The organism is Streptomyces sp. V4I8, assembly GCF_041261225.1.
Classification (GTDB): Bacteria; Actinomycetota; Actinomycetes; order Streptomycetales; family Streptomycetaceae; genus Streptomyces.
The window spans coordinates 2,427,798-2,442,457 of the sequence record NZ_JBGCCN010000001.1; the positions used below are offsets into that span (position 1 = coordinate 2,427,798).

Genomic DNA, 14,660 nt, shown 5'->3' on the forward strand with positions numbered 1-14,660 from the left:
TAGCGTGCGCCTTCATGACTGTGACCGTGCGCGACCTGCGCCCCGAAGTCCCGGCCGACGTCGAGCGCTTCGCCCACACCCGCCACCTCGCCCTCCCCTACGTCCTGTGGGTACCGGAAGCCATCGTCCACCGCCAGAACCACACCCACCCCGACGCCCACTACCGCTCCCTCGTCGCGGAGGAGGACGGCGAGATGACCGGCACGGCCCAGGTCGGCCTGGCGCACGACAGCCCGGAGCCCGGCCAGGGCTACCTCAACATCCACGTCCGCCCGGACCGCACCGGGCGCGGCGCCGGGGCGCTCCTGGTCCGCGCCGCCGAGGAGCATCTGGCCGCGCGGGGTGCAACCAGGCTGTTCTCGTGGGTCCTGGACGAGCCGGGCAACCGCGCGTTCGCCGAGCGGCACGGCTATCGCGCGAGCCGCTCCGCCCACTTCCTGCGGCTGGACCTGGCGAACGGCGCGCTCCCGCCGCTCCAGGACCTCCCGCCGGGCGTCGAGCTGCGCACGGCCGCCGACTTCGCGGACGACCCGCGCCCGATGTTCGAGCTGGACGCCGAGACGACGTCGGACGAACCGAGCGACGTCGGAGTCGAGTTCAGCGACTACGAGGCCTGGGTCGAGGAGACCTGGAACCACCCGCTCCTCGACCGGGACCTGACGTCGGTGGCGGTCGTCGACGGCCGCCCGGCCGCCTTCAGCGTCGCCTTCACGGATCGGGGCACCCGTTACTCCACCGCGATGACCGGCACGGCCCGTGCCTTCCGCGGCCGGGGCCTGGCCAAGCTCGCCAAGAACGCCTCCCTGCACCGCGCCCGCGCCGCCGGCTACAAGGAGGCCTTCACGGGCAACGACACCGACAACGGACCCATGCTGGCGATCAACTCCTGGCTCGGGTACAAGATCTGCGCGACGGAGGTGCGCTATGTCCGCGAACTCGGCTGACCAGGGACGTCCGCTCGACGTGGTCCTCGTCAAGGCCGGCCGTACGAAGATCCGTTACGCGGCCGAACCGCTCTTCGACGACGGCACCCGCATCGCCGTCCGCGCCCCTTGGTCCGGCGCCGGGGTCCGCGACTTCGGCTTCGTCCGCTTCGAGCCGGGCGATGTCTTCACCGAGTACTACTGGCGCGACCGCTGGTACGCCGTGAAGGAGGTCCGCGACGCCACGGGCGCCCTCAAGGGCTGGTACTGCGACATCACCCGCCCGGCCACGCTGTCCGGCACCGAGCTGGTCGTCGAGGACCTCGATCTGGACCTGTGGTGCTCCGCCGACTACACGGACGTACGCCGACTGGACGAGGACGAGTTCGCCGAGAGCGGCCTCGAACGCACGGATCCGCAGGCCGCCGCGGCCGCCGTGTCGGCGCTGGACGCCCTGGAGGAACTGGCGCGCGGGGTCGGCTTCGGCGGGCTCCTGGCATAGCCCGCCCCGGGCGGGCCACGTTCCTGGCACAGCCAGGCCTGGTCAGACCACCGCCACGGCCGCGTACCGCTCGTCGTCCACGTCCTTCCCCCACAGCCGCGCGTCCCCGGAGAGTCGCTCCACGCGCACGTCCTCGACGAGCGGTGCGAGGAGAGCGGTGAGCCGGTCCGCCGGTATGCCGACCGTCGGCACGGTGGTCCCCCACACCCCCTCGACCAGCACGAACCGCCCGGCCGGGCGCAGTAGCCCACGCCAGTGCCGCAGGACCCGGCCGGGGTCGGGCAGCGCCCACAGGACATGCCGTACGAGCACCACGTCGAACCGCTCCTCCCCGACCGGCGGCGCCGCGGCGTCACCGACGAGGAACGCGGCGTCACGTCCGGCCAGTTTGGCGCGGGCCAGGTCGACCATCGCCGGGGACCGGTCCACGCCCGTGACGCGGTGTCCCTGTTCGGCCGCGAGGAGCGACAGGCTGCCGGTGCCGCAGCCGAGGTCGAGGACGTCGGACGCGCGCTCGGGGAGCCAGGACCGCAGCCGGGAAGCCCAGGCCTGGCGCACCTCGGGGTCGCGCAGACCGTGGTCCGGCTCGTCGTCGAAGGACGCGGCCGCCGCGTCCCAGTCCACGGCGAGGCCCATCTCCATCTCCATCTCCATGCCCATGCCCGCCTCTGTGATGGCGTGTTCACCGTTCGTCATGGGCCAAGAGTGACACCCGCCACTGACAGTCGGATTCGTGACAACGGCCACTGACAGGACCAGCAGCGATGAGGAACTCTCGCCAAAAGGGTCTATCTCCGCGACAAAGCGGAACTCGATGGACACTGAAGGAGGCAGCCATGCGCCGTGTGACCGTGCAGAAGCCCCTGAAGAGGAAGACGGATTCCCACCGGCTCCGGGAGGAGACGGACGAGTCCGCCTCGGGACGACCCGAGGTCCGCAAGGACATCGCGCGAACGTGGTGGCCGGAAGGCTGAGACGCCCCGCCGGCCGCGGGAAACGCGTCAGCTGATCCGCTTGCGGTAGTGGACCCGGTCGTACGGCCCGTCCACGCGACGCTCGACGACCTCGTAGCCGTACTTCGGGTAGATCTTCTGGTTCTCCCACATCAGCGCGTTCGTGTAGAGCCTGACCTCGGGCAGGCCGAGCGCACGCGCGCGTGCGTCCACAAAACGCAGCAGCCGTCGTCCCACACCCCTGCCGTGCGCGTCGGGGTGGACGGCGATGCTGTCGAGGAACAGATGGTCCTCGTACACCTCCAGCACCACGAGCCCGACCACGGGATCGCCCGTCACGAACACCTTCCCCTCGGACACGTTCGCCGAGTGATCCGCCAGCATGGGCACGGGCGCCCGTCCGATGCGCTCGATGTAGCGGTGGTAGGCGGCGTCGGTCACGGCCTTCACCGCGGACACGTCGGCGGCGACCGCCGGCCTGATGTCGTCGTCCGTCATACCGCGACGGTATCCACCTGATCGCAGTCCGAGTGTTTCGCGTTCCACCGGCTGGTGTGCTTGGTGTGCCTCCTGGCCAACACCAGCGAGGCGCTTGCGTGGCCGCAAAGCGGCTGGACGACCAGGTGGCCCTCACAGGGATCGTCTGGAAGTTCCCGGGCCGGGGTGGCCTGACCAGCCGGATCCATCCGGCCTGCGACGCCTTCGGTCGCCCGCTCCCGCTGCTACGCCGTTGGAGCGAACCCACAAGCCGACGGGATTCCGGGCCCGGCCCGGAGGGGGAGACCCAGCATTGTGACAGGCCATGTAGCAGGACACGTAGTTCCATATGAGGTACAGGGCAACGGTCCGGAGCGGGTCCTCGCACTCCACCACTGGCTCAGCGACAGGTCGAGTTTCGGCCATCTGCGGCGGTACCTGGACGGGAGCGCGTTCAGTTACGCATTCGTGGACTGCCGGGGGTACGGCGAGGCGATGGACACCCCCGGCACGTACACGATGGAGGAGGTCGCGGCGGACGCCCTCGCCGTGGCCGACGACCTCGGCTGGAACACCTTCTCGGTCATCGGTCACTCCATGGGCGGCAAGGCGGCCCAGCTGATGTTGCTGGACGCCCCCTCGCGGGTCCGCTCGATCGTCGGCATCTCACCGGTACCCGCGTCCGGGTTCCCGCTCGAAGGGGAGATGTGGGAGCTGTTCGTCGGGGCCGTGGAGGATTCCGGCAACCGCAGGACGATCTTTGACGTCACCACCGGCAGTCGGCACGACGATGCATGGCTGGATGCCAGGGTGAGCGGCTCGGAACGCTCCTCGTCGTAGCTGGTGCGAACGACCCGGCGATGGGTCCTGACACCATGCGGTCCACCTGGCTGCAGTGGTATCCGAACGCCGAGCTCGAAGTGTTCAACGACGCCGGCCACTTCGCCCCGGATGAGAGCCCGGAGACGCTTGCGACAGTGGTCGAAGGATTCCTCGGCCGCTAGCCACCGCCTTTCACTTGCGGCGACCTCCGGAACCCGAGCAGAAACGCGAAAGTGCCTCCTGACCTTGGGATGGTGATGGGGCTTGTCTGGAGCTTCTGTCACCACAGCAAGAAGGCACTTTCTGCGTCCACTACCGGGTCGCGTCCCAAGCTCGTCGTCTCGGCCGACGGATCCGGTGTGGTCAGCCACACCGGATCCCGCCTGCCGGCCGATCTCGCCGATGTCACTGGCCTGACTGGCGCATTCACGGACGCGCTGCGCAGGCTGCGAGCGCGTGGCACCGGCCGGATCACGGTCGGTTTGGCGGTGATGCCGGCCAACGGCGGTGAGGCGACAGCGGACCTGGCCCTGGAAATCGCCTGGCTGCAGGCCGTCGAGGCCAGGAGCGGCATACCCGCGGCCCGCGCAGGCGGACACGACCTGCCGGACCTCGTCCCGGACATCGACGCCACCCTCATCCCCTGCCACTCCGAGAAGGAACAGGCGGGCGGCGGCCACCTGTGAACGCGGCTTCGGCTACCACCCGCTGCCGTGCTTTCTGGACAACACCGGCGAAGCCCTGGCCGGAGTGCTGCGGCCGGGCAACGCCGGCGCCCATACCGCCGCCGACCACATCGTCGTCCTGGATGCGGCCCTGGCCCAGATCCCCGACGCCGACCGCCACGGCACCGACATCCTCATCCCAGCCCAACCGACCCAACCGAAACGGGAAGGCTAGCTCCGGCGCAACACCCTGCTCGCTCCTGCCGCGACCGTCGTGGCCAGAAGCCAGCCCATGCCGATCAGCGCGACTGCGGCCCACTGCGCGAGGCCGGTCGGAGCGTAAGAGCGTTCCTGGCCCAGATCCACGAGGGGCAACAGCAGGTCGAGCGTATAGATCCCGGGCTGAAAGGGTGGTGGCTTGCCATCCCCCACGGCAGTGGGCGGCCAGCCGGTGAAGAGAGCCGCTCCGGTACTCAGGAGACACAGCAGCAGCCACACGGCACGCAGAGGGCGATAGCCATAGCCCACCGTCGCGTCCTGGAGCAGGCTCCACAACCTGGCAGGGGGCGACAGCGTGCGCCGCATGCTGCGATGCTTGGCGACCAACACGGCCCGGGCATCGGCGTCCTGGCCCTGGCGCTGGTAGGTGGCGGCGAGTTGCTCGTACGGCTGGGGCACGAACCCGGCGGGGTCACGGCCGAGCCAGGGCAGACGTGTCCGAGCCGGGAGCGCGGGGTGCAGGCTGTCGTAGACGGCTCCGTCGAGTACCAGTCCAGTGGGCCAGGCGGCAGGGGCGTCGCGCAGCAACCCGATTCTGCTGTGGCGCAGCTCGACCACACCCGCCGGTGCCTCGCGCAGGCGAAACGAGAGGGAGGCTGTGGTTGATCCGACAAAGCTCAGGGCCGACTCATCGGCGGACGTGTCGAGGGCGGCGTCATCGAAGCAGACACGGCTGCGGACCGTGACGCTGTTGAGGGAGATCCTTCCGTACGCGGTGAAGCCGTCACACAGGTTGAACACACCGCCTGTCTCGACTCCGTTGCCGCGCAGAGCGGGGTATCGGTTGTCGAGGGCGGTCAATTCGGCGCCTTCGAAGAGGAGGGAGCCGCCGACGCGGGCGTCACGCAGGTCGATCATGCCGTGTGTGACGAATCCGTCCCGGCAGTCGATGTCGCCGCCGACGCGCAGTCGTGAAGCGTCGAGGGCAGCCTCCGCGGTCGGCACTCTGGAGGAGATGTCGAAGTGGGCCCCTTTGAGGACCACACTGCCACGCACTGAGGTGTCCCGGACAATGGCAGGGCCCTGCACGACCAGACCGCGCCCCGCCCAGATGTCGCCGCCTATCTCCGCACAGGACAGATTCAGGGCGTATGCACCTGGGCCGGCGCCGGGCCCGTCCAACCGGCAGTCATCCAGCCTGACGGATCCGCCAATGGAGGCCCCGTAGAGGTTGATCTGCCCGGTACCCGAGAAGCCGGAGTCGAGGAACAGGCCACCCCCCACGGTCAACTCGGGTGCCTGGAGGCCCGAGTCGCCCCTGATGCGGGAGCCTCGGAAAGCCAGGACGTCCTGTATGCGGGCGCTGTTCAGGAACACCGTGCCCGAGCAGTCCAGGCCCGATGCCCAGAAGTCCTCACCCACCTCGATGGACTGCGCGTCAAGCGCGGCCTCGCCATGGGACGGGCGTATATCGGTGTCGTTCAAGGACAGTCGGTTTTCCACAGCGAGGGATCGGAGGTCCACTGTGCCGGTGACCGTACAGGCTACGATCTCGCACTCCAGGGCGATACGCGCGCCGGCCAGGGTCAGCCCCGGCATCGTGCAGGCGTTGACTTCGAAGGCGGCGCCAAGGTGCGCGTTGTCGAGGCGGACAGGCTCCTCGAAGCGGCACCGGGACAGTCGGATCGAGCCGGCGACCGTGACCTCGGCGAGGTCCAACTCGCCGGTGACGCGGGTCCCACGCAACTGCAGGCGGGTCTGACAACCGGGGTAGGGCGACGGTGCGGCGATCAGAAGGTAGCGGAGCGCGCTGCCGCGTACCTCGGCCACGTCGTCGCACCACTCGCCAAGCCGGTATGCCTCCCACATCCGCCGCTCCTGCGGGCTCCATCCATCCGGCGGGTCGTCCTGCGTCACGACGGCACCTCCCCCTGCCCCGACTTCAGCGGTCCGAACGGCTCTTCGCTACCCGACAGCAGTGACTGCCATGCCCTGTTGCTGGAGGACGGGCCCGCTCGAAGTGGCCGGCCAGGAGACGCGGCCGCCCGTCCATGCATCCTCAGCCGGACAGTTTCGGGCCGTTGGTGCGCCGGGCGGGTCTCACACGAGCACATCCACCAGGCGTCATCCTGCTCCTTCAGCATCCCCGACGGGAGCCGTTCGGGGAGCCAACCGCAGCGTCTCAGGACGGACTGACGCGAACGACCGCGAACAGCTCCGAAGCTCGCTCACAGGTGAGGCGAGGCGCTTCAGCCACCCATCCTGAGCCCCTGGTTAGCCGCGCCTTAAGGCGACCCTAAAGATCGCCGTCACCCGCCTCCAGCAGGCGCTTTCGCGGTTTCCTCGGGCTAGCTTCTGATCGCCCCCACGGGATTCACCCCACGCGTCAGAGCCCCCTTGAGGAGATCTTCCATGCCCGCACGCCGCAAGGCCGTCGCCGTCGCCGCCCTCGGCCTGACCCCGCTCGCGCTGACCGTCCTCGCCACCGCGCCCGCCTCCGCGCACGGCTCGATGGGCGATCCGGTCAGCCGGGTCTCGCAGTGTTACGCGGAGGGCCCGGAGAGCCCGAAGTCCGACGCGTGCAAGGCGGCGGTCGCTGCGGGCGGCACCCAGGCCCTCTACGACTGGAACGGCATACGCATCGGCAACGCGGACGGCCGCCACCAGGAGCTGATCCCGGACGGCAGGCTGTGCAGCGCGAACAGCGAGGCGTTCAAGGGCCTCGACCTGGCCCGCGCCGACTGGCCGGCGACGAGCGTGAGCAGTGGGTCGTACACCTTCAAGTACCGCGTGACCGCCCCGCACAAGGGCACCTTCAAGGTCTACATCACCAAGGCGGGTTACGACCCCACGAAGCCACTGGCCTGGGACGACCTGGACCTGGCGAATCCGGTGGCGACGGTCACCGACCCGGCGGCGTCGGGCGGCTTCTACACGTTCTCGGGGACCCTGCCCGAGCGCTCCGGCAAGCAGCTGCTGTACGCGGTCTGGCAGCGCTCGGACAGCCCGGAGGCGTTCTACTCCTGCTCGGACGTGGCCTTCGGCGGCGGTGACGGCGGGGGCTCGGGCAACGGTGGCGGCACCACCGACGGCACCGGCAGCGGCAGCGGCTCCGGCAGCGGCGGCGGCGAGGCGGCCGCGCCCGCTCCGAGTGCCTCCGCGCCCTCCGAGGAGCAGATCGAGGACGGTGCCGACCAGTCGACGATCGAGCACCACGGCCACGGGGACCAGGACGCCAGTACGTCGGCGGAGCCGGTCGCGGCGGCCGAGGGGGAGGCGTCCGGGTCCGGCCCGGCCAACCGGCCGAAGGCAGCCGGTGCCACCGAGAACCTCGCCGAGACCGGCGGGGACGGCAGCACGGCGTATCTCGCGATGGGCGGTGCGGCGACCCTGGCGGTCGGTTCGGCGGTCCTGTTCGCGTCGGTGCGCCGACGGGCGGCGGGCGGCGCTCGCCGCTGATCGAGGACTCCGGGGTCTGAGCGGCGGCTCAGGCCGGTCAGACCCCGGCGGTGCTCAGCCGCTCAGCCGCTCAACCGACCACGGAAGCGCAGGTGGTCGGTGTGGCGCGGGCCGGGTCGAGCGCGTTGGTCACCTCGTGGAAGGCGATGCGGTCGGTCAGGCCCAGGAGCGCGTGCTCGGAGAGGTCGGCCGCGCACTTGTCCTGGATCAGGACGTTCTTCACGTCGAGGCCGTTCAGGAACTGGGTCCGCCACGGCGTGACCACCTCGTCGTACTGGGTGGCTATGACCGTGTAGCGGACGCCGGGGACGGTGTCGCCGCCCTCGTTGAGCTTGGTCATGAACTCGGATCCCACGACCTGCTGGGCGAGGGCGGGGGTGGCGGTGCTGAGCAGGTCCTCCGCGCCGGGGAAGTACGGCAGCAGGTTGGTGAGCCCCGCCAGGGTGGTGCCGTGGTTGTTGGGCGCGATGCCGACGAGGGCGTTCACCTTGGCGGCACCGCCGAGGAACTTGAGGTAGTAGCGGGGCATCATGCCGCCCTGCGAGTGGCCGACGAGGTCGGCTTTGGCGGCGCCGGTCGCGGCGAGGACCGTGTCGATGTAGGTGGACAGTTGCCCTGCCGACTTGTCGATGGGGCCGAGGGCGTGGAAGAAGGGCACGCCCGACAGCTGGCCGTAGTCGAGGGAGAAGACGCAGTAGCCGCGGTTCACCAGGTAGGGCGCGAGACCCAGCCAGTTGTCGACGGAGTTGGCGAAGGTGCCGTGGACCAGGACGACGGGGCGGGGATGGGCGGCGGACGGCTTGCAGGAGTAGTCGTTCCAGCCGCTGTGCGAGGTCGCGGCCGCGTCGGCCGCCTGGGCGGTGGTGGCGGGGACGACGGCGACCGCGGTGGTCAGCAGCAGCGCGGTCAGGGGTCTGACCACTCGTTTCCAGGGCAGCATCGGGTGATCTCCTTGCGGCTCAAGGGAGGTGCGACGGCCTTACGCCCTGTGATCCGGATCACGAGGATGCTGTTCACTCGTCAAGTTACGGGCGAGTAGTAGACGTGTGAAGTTACGCGTCAGTAAAAACTTCCAGTGATAGTAAGGGGCGGTTCACAACCCCTGATGAACCATCACCAGGTGGGCCTGATGGGACCATAGGGGGCAATGCGCACCAACTGCCCGAGCAGCGACCGCACTTCACCCTCACCGAGCACCTCGACCCACGCCCGAACGGCATCCGCGGCCGCCTCCTCGGCCGCCCGGGTGCAGGCCCACCCCCGCCCGGTCAGCACGACCAGCCGGGCGCGCGCGTCCTCGGGGTGGGGCCGCCGCTCGGCGTAGCCCTTGCGCACGATCTCGTCGACGAGCTGGCTCGCGGCCTGCTTGGTCACGCCGAGATGGACGGCGAGGTCGGTGACCGTCGCACCGTCCGGGGCGAGCCGGGCGAACGCGAACCCGTGCGCGGGTCGCATCCCCTCGAAGCCCCGGGTGACCACACCGTCATTGATGCGTTGCGTGAGCTCACCGGCGACGGCGAGCAGGGCGGCGGACAGGGCCATGGCTTCGGAGTTCTGCACGCAGGCATTGAAACACCCTTGACGAATTGGTCAAGCAGCTTGACCATAGCTTCATATAGTCAACCTGTTTGACCATCTCATCTCGACCGTCCACGCCCAGGAGGCACCCATGCCCGTAGTCCGCGCGTCCGAGGCAGTCACCCACGAAATCCACGGCGCCCGCTTCGTCTCGTACGCCACGCCCCTGACCGGCAGCAAGGAGCTGTGCGCCTGGCGCGGCGAGATCCCCGCCGGGACCAGGGCCCCTGCCCACACCGTCAACCGGGAGGAGATCCTGCACCTCCTCGACGGCGAGCTGCTGATCACACTCGACGACCGCACCGACCGGATCACGGCGGGCGACACCCTGATCATCAACCCCGGCGCGACCCTGACCGTCGAGAACCCGACCGAGCGGACCGCCGTCACCTGGGTCACCACCTCCATCGGCCTCACCGCGGAACTGGCCGATGGCACGCTCATCACGCCGCCGTGGGCCAACTGACCTCGGCGCACAGGGAACTACGCGGCGAGCGAGCCCGGCATCACCGCATGCGGCCCGAACTTCGCTCGCGCGCGGTCCGCGACCTCCTCCAGGCGGCGGGCCTTCTCGTCGAGCGGGTCGAAGGTGAGCTGGTGGGAGGCCTGCTCGGCGGGGTCGAGGCCCTCGGCGCGCAGGGCCAGAGCCCGCACACGGGCGCGCTGGAGGCCGAGGGCCTCGTACATGCCGTACGCCACCCTGGTCAGCGCCGCCGAGTGGGCCGTCGGCTCCTTCAACGTACGGGTGCGGGTTGTCGAGATGGGGGTCCCCCCGCTCGAGCCTGTTCGAGAGTGGGGGAGGTCGGCATAGCGGACGGTGAGGGTCAGGGTGCGGCAGACCTTGTCCAGGGCGCGCAGCCGGGAGCCCAGCTCGTCGGCGGCGGAGAGCAGCGCCCGGCGATGCCGGTCGGGGTCCAACTCGTCGCGGGTGAAGGGCCGTTCGGTGGCCAGCGACCGCGACACGGCGTTCGGGACGACCCGCCCCCGGTCGATTCCGCTCGCCTTCTCGCGCAGCTCACGCCCCGCCTTCGCGCCGACCAGGCGCTGGAGCGTGGACAGCGGCGCACCGGCGACCAGGCCGAGGGTGTCGAGGCCGTACTCGCACAGGGTCCGGGCGGTCGCGGTGCCGACGCCGGGCAGCGCGGCGACGGGCTTCCCGGCGAGGAACTCCGCGATGGCGTCCGGCCCCTCGGGGACGGCACACGGCACCCCGGGCCGGGCGTCCCGCAGCGCCACGCGGGCCAGCATCGGCCCCGGCCCGGCACCGATCGCGCAGTCGATCCCGTGATGGGCCAGGGCCCGTACCCGGATCACCGACGCCAAGTCGATCGCGTCGCGCCCGAAGTACCGCTCGGCGCCCCGCAGATCGGCCAGCGCCCCGTCCGGCGGCAGGGCCTGCACGACCGGAGTGAAGTCCTCCAGCAGTCCGAGGAGCCCCGGCAGGGCCGCCTCGTCCGTCGGCGGCAGCTGGAAACGTACGCAGAGGATGGTCATCCCGCACTCCCCGGACTCCGGTGCCACAACTTCCGTACCTGTGAAGGCTCTTGACCCGCCGGTCGCAGATCGGCCCACGGGTGCATCTCGTATCCGGTCGGCAGGTGGATGCGCCGGCCGTGCGTCGGATCGTCTCCGTCCCCCTCCGCCACGGGCTCCGCCAGCCGTGCCGCCACCACGTCAAGCCCTCCCTCGGCGCGCAGCTCGACCAGCTCGGCGAGGTTCCAGGCGGCGGAGCCCACCACACTCAGGCTGCGCGGCCCCCGCCGCTGCACGACCCCGCGCACCAGCAGCAGCCAGGAGTGGAAGACGGTGTGGGCACACGCGTCGTGCGAGTCGTCGAAGAACGCGAGATCCACCAGGCCCGTCCCGTCGTCCAGCGTGCTGAAGATGACCCGCTTGCCGGACCGGATCGGCGGTGTCTGGGTGGCCGCCTTGGCCCCCGCGACCAGCACGGTCTCCCCGTGCCGGGCATCCCGCAGCCGCCGCGCCGAAACGACGCCCAACTCGTCGAGGAAGGACCGGTGGTCGTCCATCAGATTGCGCGAGGCGTCCATCGACAGCACACCCAGCTCGGCACTGAGCCGCTCCTCCGAACTGAGGTCGGGCAGCCCGGCCGCGGCCGTCTTCCGCCCGCCGCTCAGCGGGAGTTGGCCCCCGCCACCCCCCTTGCCCCGGGCGCCCCGGTGCAGCTCGGTCAGATGCAGTTGCAGATCACGCCGGTTGGCCCCGAAGGCGTCCAACGCACCGACCTGCGCGAGCCGCTGGGCGAGCGGACGACTGGGCCGCCCCCGCTCCCAGAAGTCGAGCAGCGAGGCATACGGCTGCCCGTCCGCGATCCGCGCCGCCTCGGCCTCACTGATGCCGTGCACATCGGAGAGGGCGAGCCGCAGCCCCCACACGCCTCCCGATCCCCCTGATTCAGACAGCAGTTCGATACGGTGTGCGACCCCCGACACGTTCACATCCAACGGCAGGATCGGCACCCCTCGCCGCCGCGCGTCCGCCAGCAGCAGCCGCTTCGGATACATCCCGGGGTCATGGGTGAGCAGCCCCGCGTAGAAGGCGGCCGGGTGATGGGCCTTCAGCCAGGCCGACTGATAGGTCGGCACGGCGAAGGCGACCGCGTGCGCCTTGCAGAAGCCGTACGACCCGAAGGCCTCGACGATCTCCCAGGTCCGCCGGATGGTCTCCGCGTCATACCCGCCCGCCGCCGCGTGCTGCGCGAACCACACCCGGATCCGCCCCTGCGATTCAGGATCCGACAGCCCCCGCCGCACCCGGTCCGCCTCATCCCGCCCGCACCCGGTCATGATGTGCACGATGTCGATGATCTGCTCATGGAAGACGACGACCCCGTACGTCTCCCGCAGCGGCCCCTCCAGATCCTTGTGCGGATAACGCACCGGCGCCCGCCCGTGCCGCGCCTCGATGAACGGCCGCACCATGTCGGCGGCGACCGGCCCGGGCCGGAAGAGCGAGATGTCGACAACGAGATCATGAAAGGTGGCCGGCTGAAGCCGTCCGATCAGGTCCCGCTGCCCCGGCGACTCGATCTGGAAGCAGCCCAGGGTCTCAGCGGAACGGATGAGCCGATACGTCTCCGCATCACCGTCCCCCCGCTCGAAGTCGAGCGCGTCCAGATCGATCCGCTCCCCCGCGACCCGCTCCACCTCCGCGACCGCGTGCGCCATCGCCGACTGCATCCGCACGCCCAGCACATCGAGCTTGAGCAGCCCGAGGTCCTCGACGTCGTCCTTGTCGAACTGCGACATGGGAAAGCCCTCGCCACTGGTCGGCATGACCGGCGTACGCGACAACAAGGAAGCATCGGACAGAAGCACCCCACACGGATGCATGGCGATCCCCCGCGGCAGGGCGTCGAGAGCCTCCGCCAGCTCCCACAACTTCCCGTACTTCTCCCGCTCCCCCGCCAGCTGCCTGAGCTCGGGCAGCTCGTCCAGCGCCGCCCGGGCATCACGCGCCCGGATGTGCGGGAAGGACTTGGCGATGCGGTCGATGTCAGCCGGATCCATGGACAGAGCCGCACCCACGTCCCGGATCGCGTGCCGCACCCGATAGGTCTCCGGCATCGACACAGTGGCGACCCGCTCGGTCCCGAACCGGTCGATGATCGCGCGATAGACCTCCAGCCGCCTCGCGGACTCCACATCAACATCGATGTCGGGCAGCACCAGCCGCCGCTTGGACAGGAAGCGCTCCATCAACAGCCCGTGCTCCACGGGATCGGCGTGCGCGATACCGAGCAGATGATTGACGAGCGACCCCGCACCGGACCCCCGCGCGGCCACCCGGATCCCCATCCTCCGCACATCATCAACAACCTGAGCGACCGTCAGAAAATAGGAAGCGAACCCGTGGTGGGCGATGATGTCCAGCTCCTGGTGCATCCGCTCCCAGTACGCCCGCCGCCCGTCATAGCCCCGTAGCACCATGCCCGCCACCGCCCGCGAGGCGAGCGCCCGCTGGGCGGTGCGCTGCCCGGCACCGACGAGATACGGCTCAGGGAAGTGAACGGTGCCGATGCCGAGATCGTCCTCGGGATCGACAAGACACTCGGCAGCGACAGCCCCGGTCTGCTCCAGCAACCTGTACGCGGCATCGCGCCGGAAGCCCGCGGCCTCGACGACCCGCTCGGCAACCTTCGCCATCTCCCCCGCACCCTTGAGCCAGGCCTCGCCGGAGTCCAGCTCCTTGGTCGAGTCGATGGGCACGAGCCGCCGCGCGGCGTCCAGCACATCGGCGACCGGCCCCGACCCGGGATCCGCATACCGGACGGCATTGCTCAGCACAGGCCGCACCCGCTGCTCGGCGGCGAAACCGACAGTACGGGCGGCCAGCCTCAGCGACCCCGGCCCGGTGCCCTGACGCCCATGCCATACGGCCTCCAGCCGCAGGGAGTCGCCGTAGACCTCCCGCCAGGGCTCAAGCAGCCTGGCCGCCCGATCGGGACGACCGGCTGCGAGCGCACGGCCGACATCGGAGTCGGACCCGAGCAGAACGATCAGGCCGTCCCCCCGGTTGCCCCCCCGGGGCAGCATCGGCGGCCCCTCCCCACCATGCGCGGCAGAAACGATCCGGCACAAATCACCCCACCCACGGGCCCCGTCCCGGGCAAGAAAGGTGACCCGAGGCGCCGACTCATCGACAAAGGCACCACCCCGTACCGGAACCCGACGCCGCCGCCCCAGAGATTCCCCCGCCCCCGAGAGCCCGAACTCCTCCACGGCCAGCTCCACGCCGAACAACGGACGCACGCCCGCCTTCGCACAGGCCTTGGCAAAACGAACAGCGCCCCCGAGCGTGTCGCGATCGGTGAGAGCCAGGGCGTCCATACCCCGCTCGGAGGCGCGCTCGGCCAGCCGCTCCGGGTGCGAGGCCCCGTACCTCAGGGAGAACCCGGAGACGGTGTGCAGATGCGCGAACCCTGACACACGCACCTCCCGCACTCGAACATCAGTTCCCAACTCCCCCACCCCCACCATAGACCATTTCTCGAACACTCGTGCGACATCCGTTCGGCCGCCTCCCACCTGCGCAAACGCCT

At 70.2% G+C, this 14,660-nt stretch carries 14 protein-coding genes and 1 pseudogene; 8 read left to right on the plus strand and 7 right to left on the minus strand.

Annotated elements, in window-relative coordinates:
* Positions 1–14: 14 nt before the first annotated feature.
* Together ABIE67_RS10990 and ABIE67_RS10995 are read left to right on the plus strand one after the other, a co-directional pair.
* The gene (locus tag ABIE67_RS10990; RefSeq protein WP_370256174.1) at positions 15–944 is read left to right on the plus strand and encodes a GNAT family N-acetyltransferase; all 930 of its coding nucleotides are present in this window, start codon (positions 15–17) and stop codon (positions 942–944) included.
* Positions 925–1,425 (plus strand): DUF402 domain-containing protein, encoded by a 501-nt coding sequence (locus ABIE67_RS10995; protein WP_370256177.1) that lies wholly within the window; start codon positions 925–927, stop codon positions 1,423–1,425. Before ABIE67_RS10990 ends, ABIE67_RS10995 begins: the two co-directional genes overlap by 20 nt.
* Positions 1,426–1,467: 42 nt before the next feature.
* On the opposite strand, the gene ABIE67_RS11000 is transcribed toward ABIE67_RS10995, so the two are convergent.
* Positions 1,468–2,085 carry a class I SAM-dependent methyltransferase gene (locus ABIE67_RS11000; protein ID WP_370268442.1) on the minus strand — a complete coding sequence of 206 codons (618 nt, stop codon included), beginning with the start codon at positions 2,083–2,085 and terminating at the stop codon, positions 1,468–1,470.
* A gap of 176 nt (positions 2,086–2,261) precedes the next feature.
* Here ABIE67_RS11000 and ABIE67_RS11005 point away from each other — a divergent pair, with 176 nt between their 5' ends.
* On the plus strand, positions 2,262–2,399 hold the full coding sequence (locus ABIE67_RS11005; RefSeq protein WP_370256181.1) for a hypothetical protein: 138 nt from the start codon (positions 2,262–2,264) through the stop codon (positions 2,397–2,399).
* Between the two features lie 27 nt (positions 2,400–2,426).
* Here the strand turns inward: ABIE67_RS11005 and ABIE67_RS11010 are convergent, their stop codons facing one another.
* Positions 2,427–2,876: a GNAT family N-acetyltransferase gene (locus tag ABIE67_RS11010; RefSeq protein ID WP_370256185.1), complete on the minus strand. Its 450-nt coding sequence runs from the start codon at positions 2,874–2,876 to the stop codon at positions 2,427–2,429.
* Between the two features lie 294 nt (positions 2,877–3,170).
* On the opposite strand from ABIE67_RS11010, the gene ABIE67_RS11015 reads away from it, so the two are divergent.
* The 3 genes and pseudogenes from ABIE67_RS11015 to ABIE67_RS11025 all read left to right on the plus strand — a co-directional run.
* Positions 3,171–3,695, plus strand: coding sequence for an alpha/beta fold hydrolase (locus ABIE67_RS11015; protein ID WP_370256189.1), 525 nt, complete (start codon positions 3,171–3,173; stop codon positions 3,693–3,695).
* Between the two features lie 35 nt (positions 3,696–3,730).
* Positions 3,731–3,859, plus strand: a complete 129-nt coding sequence (locus ABIE67_RS11020) for an alpha/beta fold hydrolase (protein ID WP_370256192.1) — start codon at positions 3,731–3,733, stop codon at positions 3,857–3,859.
* 75 nt (positions 3,860–3,934) lie between these two features.
* Positions 3,935–4,541: pseudogene (locus ABIE67_RS11025) on the plus strand (transposase); the annotation flags it as partial.
* Between the two features lie 32 nt (positions 4,542–4,573).
* On the opposite strand, the gene ABIE67_RS11030 reads toward ABIE67_RS11025, so the two are convergent.
* A complete protein-coding gene (locus ABIE67_RS11030) occupies positions 4,574–6,478 on the minus strand; it encodes a hypothetical protein (protein ID WP_370256196.1) in 1,905 nt (634 codons plus the stop codon).
* Between the two features lie 495 nt (positions 6,479–6,973).
* On the opposite strand from ABIE67_RS11030, the gene ABIE67_RS11035 reads away from it, so the two are divergent.
* Positions 6,974–8,020 carry a lytic polysaccharide monooxygenase gene (locus ABIE67_RS11035; RefSeq protein WP_370256198.1) on the plus strand — a complete coding sequence of 349 codons (1,047 nt, stop codon included), beginning with the start codon at positions 6,974–6,976 and terminating at the stop codon, positions 8,018–8,020.
* A gap of 70 nt (positions 8,021–8,090) precedes the next feature.
* Here the strand turns inward: ABIE67_RS11035 and ABIE67_RS11040 are convergent, their stop codons facing one another.
* Positions 8,091–8,960, minus strand: a complete 870-nt coding sequence (locus ABIE67_RS11040; RefSeq protein ID WP_370256200.1) for an esterase/lipase family protein — start codon at positions 8,958–8,960, stop codon at positions 8,091–8,093.
* A gap of 173 nt (positions 8,961–9,133) precedes the next feature.
* Positions 9,134–9,580, minus strand: a complete 447-nt coding sequence (locus tag ABIE67_RS11045; RefSeq protein WP_370256204.1) for a MarR family winged helix-turn-helix transcriptional regulator — start codon at positions 9,578–9,580, stop codon at positions 9,134–9,136.
* A gap of 109 nt (positions 9,581–9,689) precedes the next feature.
* Between ABIE67_RS11045 and ABIE67_RS11050 the strand changes: the two genes are divergently transcribed.
* A complete protein-coding gene (locus tag ABIE67_RS11050; RefSeq protein ID WP_370256208.1) occupies positions 9,690–10,064 on the plus strand; it encodes a cupin domain-containing protein in 375 nt (124 codons plus the stop codon).
* A 17-nt stretch (positions 10,065–10,081) separates the two neighbouring features.
* On the opposite strand, the gene ABIE67_RS11055 is transcribed toward ABIE67_RS11050, so the two are convergent.
* Positions 10,082–11,092 (minus strand): hypothetical protein, encoded by a 1,011-nt coding sequence (locus tag ABIE67_RS11055; RefSeq protein WP_370256212.1) that lies wholly within the window; start codon positions 11,090–11,092, stop codon positions 10,082–10,084.
* A complete protein-coding gene (locus ABIE67_RS11060; RefSeq protein ID WP_370256213.1) occupies positions 11,089–14,547 on the minus strand; it encodes a DNA polymerase III subunit alpha in 3,459 nt (1,152 codons plus the stop codon). Before ABIE67_RS11060 ends, ABIE67_RS11055 begins: the two co-directional genes overlap by 4 nt.
* Between the last annotated feature and the right edge of the window lie 113 nt (positions 14,548–14,660).

Bases quoted from the DNA above. Each gene is read 5' to 3' on its own strand.
- ABIE67_RS10990 (WP_370256174.1), top strand. From the start codon at position 15: ATGACTGTGACCGTGCGCGACCTGCGCCCCGAAGTCCCGGCCGACGTC.
- ABIE67_RS10995 (WP_370256177.1), top strand. From the start codon at position 925: ATGTCCGCGAACTCGGCTGACCAGGGACGTCCGCTCGACGTGGTCCTC.
- ABIE67_RS11000 (WP_370268442.1), bottom strand. From the start codon at position 2,085: ATGGGCATGGAGATGGAGATGGAGATGGGCCTCGCCGTGGACTGGGAC.
- ABIE67_RS11005 (WP_370256181.1), top strand. From the start codon at position 2,262: ATGCGCCGTGTGACCGTGCAGAAGCCCCTGAAGAGGAAGACGGATTCC.
- ABIE67_RS11010 (WP_370256185.1), bottom strand. From the start codon at position 2,876: ATGACGGACGACGACATCAGGCCGGCGGTCGCCGCCGACGTGTCCGCG.
- ABIE67_RS11020 (WP_370256192.1), top strand. From the start codon at position 3,731: ATGCGGTCCACCTGGCTGCAGTGGTATCCGAACGCCGAGCTCGAAGTG.
- ABIE67_RS11035 (WP_370256198.1), top strand. From the start codon at position 6,974: ATGCCCGCACGCCGCAAGGCCGTCGCCGTCGCCGCCCTCGGCCTGACC.
- ABIE67_RS11040 (WP_370256200.1), bottom strand. From the start codon at position 8,960: ATGCTGCCCTGGAAACGAGTGGTCAGACCCCTGACCGCGCTGCTGCTG.
- ABIE67_RS11050 (WP_370256208.1), top strand. From the start codon at position 9,690: ATGCCCGTAGTCCGCGCGTCCGAGGCAGTCACCCACGAAATCCACGGC.
- ABIE67_RS11055 (WP_370256212.1), bottom strand. From the start codon at position 11,092: ATGACCATCCTCTGCGTACGTTTCCAGCTGCCGCCGACGGACGAGGCG.